Below are 4,852 nucleotides of genomic sequence, written 5' to 3'. Positions count from 1 at the left end.
CGGCGGAACGGGTCGGTGGCCTCCTCGGCGCCGACCGGCCGGTCCCCGTCGTAGAAGAAGCTGGCCGGTTCGTCGAGGAATGAGAGGCGGCGCCGGAGCACGGCGGCCTGCGCGGCCGGCTCGCCGTCGAGGTGGCGGAGGAAGGCGAGCACGGTGAACCAGCGGTTCTCGTCGCTGACGTCCAGGTCGTCCGGGGTGCGCAGCCGGTCCAGCAGGGTGGCCCGGCCGGCGTCGGTGAGCCGCAGGGTGTGCCGGGGGGCGGCCGCCGCGCCGGGTTCGGTCGAGCGGACGAGGAGTCCGTCGGTCTCCAGGCGCTTGATCGCCGGGTAGAGCGTGCCGTCGCTGATCGGCCGCACGTGGCCGGTGAGCGCGGCGAGGTGGCGGCGCAGTTCGTAGCCGTGCAGGGGCCGGTCGTGGAGGAACCCGAGGATCGCGAGCTTCAGCATGGGCCCACTCTGCCAGATCGGGCGAGATATATCGGTGTTGCTGTACCTCGGCTTCGAGGTATGGTCACTTCGCCGCCCCCGGAAGGAGCCGGGAGGCGGCGGTCCCCGGGAGTGCCTGCCCGGGTCCCCTTGTCGACAGCAGAAGGAGCACGACCGTGCGCGATGCCACCGTCACCCCGAACGGCGACCGGATCCGCTGGGTGGAGATCCCCGGCAAGGAGCCCGTCCGCCTCTATCTGCACGGCCTCGGCTCCAGCTCGCCCGTCTACTACGCCGCGGCCGCCGCGCACCCGCTGCTCACCGGCCACCGCGCGCTGCTGCTCGACCTGCTCGGTTTCGGCATCAGCGACCGCCCCACCGACTTCTCCTACACCCTGGAGGCGCACGCCGACGCCGTCGCGGCGGCCGTCCGGGCGGCGGGGGTGGAGCGGGTCGAGGTGATCGGCCACAGCCTGGGCGGCGCGGTCGCCATCCTGCTCGCCCACCGGCATCCCGGGCTGGTCGACCGGCTGGTCCTGGTCGACTCCGTCCTCGACCCGGCCGCCCCGGTCCGGACCCCGGGCAGCAGTGGGCTCGCGACCTTCACCGAGGAGGAGTACCTGGCCGGCGGGTGGGAGCAGGTGGAGCGGTGGGCCGGCCCGTTCTGGTGGGCCACCATGCGGCTCGCCGGGCCCGAGGCGCTGCACCGCACCGCCGTCCACCGCTGCCGGGGGACCGTCCCGACCCTGCGCGAGCAGCTGCACGGCCTGGACGTGCCGCGCACCTTCCTCTACCCCGAGGCCGACGGCGAGCCGGCCGGTGCGGAGCTGCTCCGCGAGTCGGGGGTGGCGCTGGTGGCGGTGCCGGACTGCGGGCACAACATCATGATCGACAACCCGGACGGCTTCGCCGGGGCCACCGCCGCCGCGCTGGCGTAGGGTCGTCCCGCCTGTCCGCCTGTTGGCCAGTCAGGCCGTCGCCCGATACCCGATTCCCATGAGGAGCGTGTCCGTCGTGCCGATCCAGGTCCCCGAGGCGCTGGTCGCCTCCCTCGTCGAGTGCCACGGCGCGGACGGCCGCGTCTGGGCCGACGGACTGCCCGCGCTCGCGGCGGCCTCCGCGGACCGCTGGGGGCTGCGCCTCGACGGCCCGCCCGCGCACGGTGTGGTGGGCCTGGTCCTGCCCGTCCGGCGGGCCGACGGCTCCCGCGCCGTGCTCAAGCTCCAGCGGGTGGACGAGGAGACGGCGGGCGAGCCGCTCGCCCTGCGGGCCTGGAACGGCCGGGGCGCCGTCCGGCTGCTCGACCACGACCCGGCCACCGGCTCGATGCTGCTGGAGCGCCTCGACCCGGCCCGCTCCCTGCTCGCCCTCCCCGACGACCGGGCCGCCACCAGCGCCCTCGCCGACCTGACGATGCATCAGGCGCCGTCCGGCCTACGGACCTTGGCCGAGGTCGCGGACGGCATGCTGGCGGAGGTCCCGGCCGCGCGCGAGCGGCTGGCAGGGGAGGCCGACCGCCGACTGCTGGCGGATCTGGCGGCCGCCCTCGGCGAGGTCCGGCCCGAGCCGGGCGACCGGCTGCTCCACTGGGACCTGCACTACGCCAATGTGCTCGCCCCGACGGCCCCCGACCCCCGGGCGCCCTGGCTCGCCATCGACCCCAAGCCCCTGGCGGGCGACCCGGGTTTCGAACTCCTCCCGGCCCTGAGCAACCGCTGGTCCGACCTCACCGCCACCGGCGACCTCCCGCGCGCCCTGCGGCTGCGCTTCGACCTGCTGACCGACCGCCTCGCCCTGGACCGCCCCCGCGCCACCCGCTGGACCCTCGCCCGCGTCCTGCAGAACGTCCTCTGGGACATCGCGGACGGCGAGTCGGTGATCGACGGGACGCACCGGACGATCGCGGAGGCACTGTCGGCGAGCCGGGGCGGTCCGGGGCTCACCCGGGCAGGACGGTGAAGCGCAGCGGGGTGCCCGGGCGGGTCTGGGCGGCGGCCGCGAGGTCGGCGGGGGGCACCACGCCGACGACGGGGTAACCGCCGGTTGTCGGATGGTCGGCCAGGAAGACCACCGGGAGCCCGTCCGGCGGGACCTGTACGGCGCCCAGCACCATGCCCTCGCTGGGGAGTTCGCCGTCCCGGGCGCGGACCAGCGGCGGGCCCTCGGTGCGCAGCGCGATCCGGTTGCCGGCCGGGGAGACCCGGTAGGTGTCGCGGGCGAGCCGCGCCAGGGCCTCCGGGGTGAACCAGTCCGCCCGGGGGCCGAGCCGCAGCCGCAGCACCAGTACCCGCGGGGGAGCGGGCAGCGGGACCAGCTCCGGCGTCGCCCGGCGGGGCGGCCGGGGGCCGACCGGCAGTCGGTCGCCGGCGGACAGCGGGGCCGGGCCGAGCCCGGAGAGCAGGTCGGCCGAGCGGCTGCCGAGTACCGGCGGGACGGCGATTCCGCCGGCGACGGCCAGGTAGGCGCGCACCCCGGCGGTCGCGGCGCCGACGTCGAGCACCGCCCCGGCGGGTACCGGGACCGGCGCGCCCCAGGCGGCGGGCCGGCCGTCCACCCGGACCGGGCAGGGGGCCCCGGTCACCGCGACCAGCAGCGGCCGCAGGGCCCGCACCGCGACGCCGCCCAGGGTGGTCTCCAGGGCGGCGGCCCCGGGTTCGTTCCCGAGCAGGCGGTTGGCGGCCCGCAGCGCCGGCTCGTCCACCGCCCCGGCCCTCGGCACTCCGAGGTGCGCGACGCCGCGCCGCCCCAGGTCCTGCACTGTGGTCAGCGGCCCCGGTCGGACCACCACCAGGCCGTCCGTCCCGTTCGTCCTGTCCGTCCCGTCCGTCACTCGGTGCCTCCCCGGACCGGGGTGAAGCGCACCCGGGTGCCCGGGGCGAGGAGCGCGGCCGGGGTGCGGGCGGTGTCCCAGAGGGGGAGGGCGGTGCGGCCCAGCAGTTGCCAGCCGCCGGGGGAGGAGCGCGGGTAGACACCGGTGTAGGGCCCGGCCAGGGCGACCGAGCCGGCCGGGACGGCGCTGCGCGGGGTGGCCCGGCGCGGCACCTCGTACCGGGCCGGCAGGCCGGTGAGGTAGCCGAAGCCGGGGGCGAAGCCGCAGAACGCCACCACGTACTCGGGCGCGGTGTGGATCCGGACGGCCTCCTCGGGCGGTACGCCCCACAGCGCGGCCACCTCGGCGAGGTCGGCGCCGTCGTAGACGGTGGGCACCTCGATCAGCGGGCCGGCGGCGGTGGCCGCCCGGTCCGGACGGGCGGTGCGCAGCAGCCGGGCGAGCCCGGGGACGTCGGCCACGCCGTCCAGCAGGACGGTGTGCGCGGCGGGCACGATCTCCTCGACCGGCGGCAGCTCGCCGGCCGACTGCCGTTCGCGCAGCCAGCCGTACAGGGCGGTGACCCCGGCGGCGTCGGGCAGCTCGACCAGCAGTGCGCGCTCGCCGACGGGGCGCAGCACCGGACCGGGGCCGTCGGCCTGTCCCTCCGGTGCGTCGCGCACCCGGTCGCCGGCCGCGCCGCCCGCCTCCACCCGGACCCCCGCCGAGGCCAGCGCGCCCCGGATCCGCCAGGCGAGCTGGGCCGCGCCGGGCGTGTCGCCGTGGACGCAGAGCGAGCGCGCTTCGACGGCGATCCGCTCGCCGCCGATCGCGTCCACGGCGCCGTCGCGGGCGATGCCGACCGCGCGGGTGATGACGGTCCCGGGGTCGTGCACCACGGCGTCCGGTTCGCGGCGCGGTACGAGGGTGCCGGCCCAGGTGTAGGCGCGGTCGGCGAACGCCTCGGTGACCACCGGCAGCCCGACGTCCTCGGCGACCGCCAGCAGCCGGGAGCCGGGCAGGCCCAGCACCGGCAGCGGTCCGTCGCAGACCGCCCCGGCCCGCAGGATCCCGGCGACGACGGCCTCGGCCTGCTCGGAGTCGGCGACCACCCGGTTGTAGAGGGCGCCGTGCGGCTTGACGTAGGAGACCCGGGAGCCGGCGGCGCGGGCGAAGACCTGGAGGGCGCCGATCTGGTAGGCGATCTCGTCGGCCAGTTCGTCCGGTGGCACGTCCATGGCCCGGCGGCCGAAGCCCGCGAGGTCCCGGTAGGAGACCTGGGCGCCGATCCTGACCCCGCGTTCGGCGGCCAGTGAGCAGACCCGGCGCATGGTGGACGGGTCTCCGGCGTGGAAGCCGCAGGCGACGTTGGCGCTGGTGACGACGGAGAGCAGGGCCTCGTCGTCGGTCAGCGTCCAGCGTCCGAACCCCTCACCGAGGTCCGCATTGAGATCGATCACCGCATCGGTCACGCCCGTCCGCCTCCCAGCAGCTGTTGAGGCAGATGGTAGGGCCTGCGCCCGATCGGCCCGCCCCGGCGACGGTCAGCCCGCCGCCGGGGCCGTCCCCTGCCGGGGCCCGGCCGGGTCGGCCGGCCGCGGCCCTTCGGGGAGCCGGG

The 4,852-nt window shown here is 77.2% G+C and carries 5 protein-coding genes and 1 pseudogene; 2 read left to right on the top strand and 4 right to left on the bottom strand.

Going from position 1 to position 4,852, the window contains the following annotated elements:
- The coding region (locus VR45_RS28545) for a PadR family transcriptional regulator (protein ID WP_045942735.1) at positions 1 to 446 on the bottom strand (446 nt) is incomplete at its 3' end.
- A 155-nt stretch (positions 447 to 601) separates the two neighbouring features.
- Between VR45_RS28545 and VR45_RS28540 the strand changes: the two genes are divergently transcribed.
- Both VR45_RS28540 and VR45_RS28535 read left to right on the top strand, forming a co-directional pair.
- Positions 602 to 1,363, top strand: a complete 762-nt coding sequence (locus VR45_RS28540) for an alpha/beta hydrolase (RefSeq protein ID WP_045942734.1) — start codon at positions 602 to 604, stop codon at positions 1,361 to 1,363.
- A gap of 58 nt (positions 1,364 to 1,421) precedes the next feature.
- Positions 1,422 to 2,384: an aminoglycoside phosphotransferase family protein gene (locus VR45_RS28535; RefSeq protein WP_045942733.1), complete on the top strand. Its 963-nt coding sequence runs from the start codon at positions 1,422 to 1,424 to the stop codon at positions 2,382 to 2,384.
- On the opposite strand, the gene VR45_RS28530 is transcribed toward VR45_RS28535, so the two are convergent.
- The 3 genes and pseudogenes from VR45_RS28530 to VR45_RS49125 all read right to left on the bottom strand — a co-directional run.
- Positions 2,365 to 3,255 carry a biotin-dependent carboxyltransferase family protein gene (locus tag VR45_RS28530; protein ID WP_078896909.1) on the bottom strand — a complete coding sequence of 297 codons (891 nt, stop codon included), beginning with the start codon at positions 3,253 to 3,255 and terminating at the stop codon, positions 2,365 to 2,367. The two genes, VR45_RS28535 and VR45_RS28530, sit on opposite strands and share 20 nt — an antisense overlap.
- Positions 3,252 to 3,875 (bottom strand): 5-oxoprolinase subunit PxpB, encoded by a 624-nt coding sequence (pxpB, locus tag VR45_RS49130; RefSeq protein ID WP_234326261.1) that lies wholly within the window; start codon positions 3,873 to 3,875, stop codon positions 3,252 to 3,254. Before pxpB ends, VR45_RS28530 begins: the two co-directional genes overlap by 4 nt.
- A gap of 63 nt (positions 3,876 to 3,938) precedes the next feature.
- A pseudogene (locus VR45_RS49125) lies at positions 3,939 to 4,706 on the bottom strand (5-oxoprolinase subunit PxpA); the annotation flags it as partial.
- Between the last annotated feature and the right edge of the window lie 146 nt (positions 4,707 to 4,852).

This window comes from Streptomyces sp. NRRL S-495 (assembly GCF_000966955.1).
GTDB classification, from domain to species: domain Bacteria; phylum Actinomycetota; class Actinomycetes; order Streptomycetales; family Streptomycetaceae; genus Kitasatospora; species Kitasatospora purpeofusca.
Note: the sequence above shows the minus strand (reverse complement) of the source record. Positions and strands in the feature narration are given on the sequence as shown.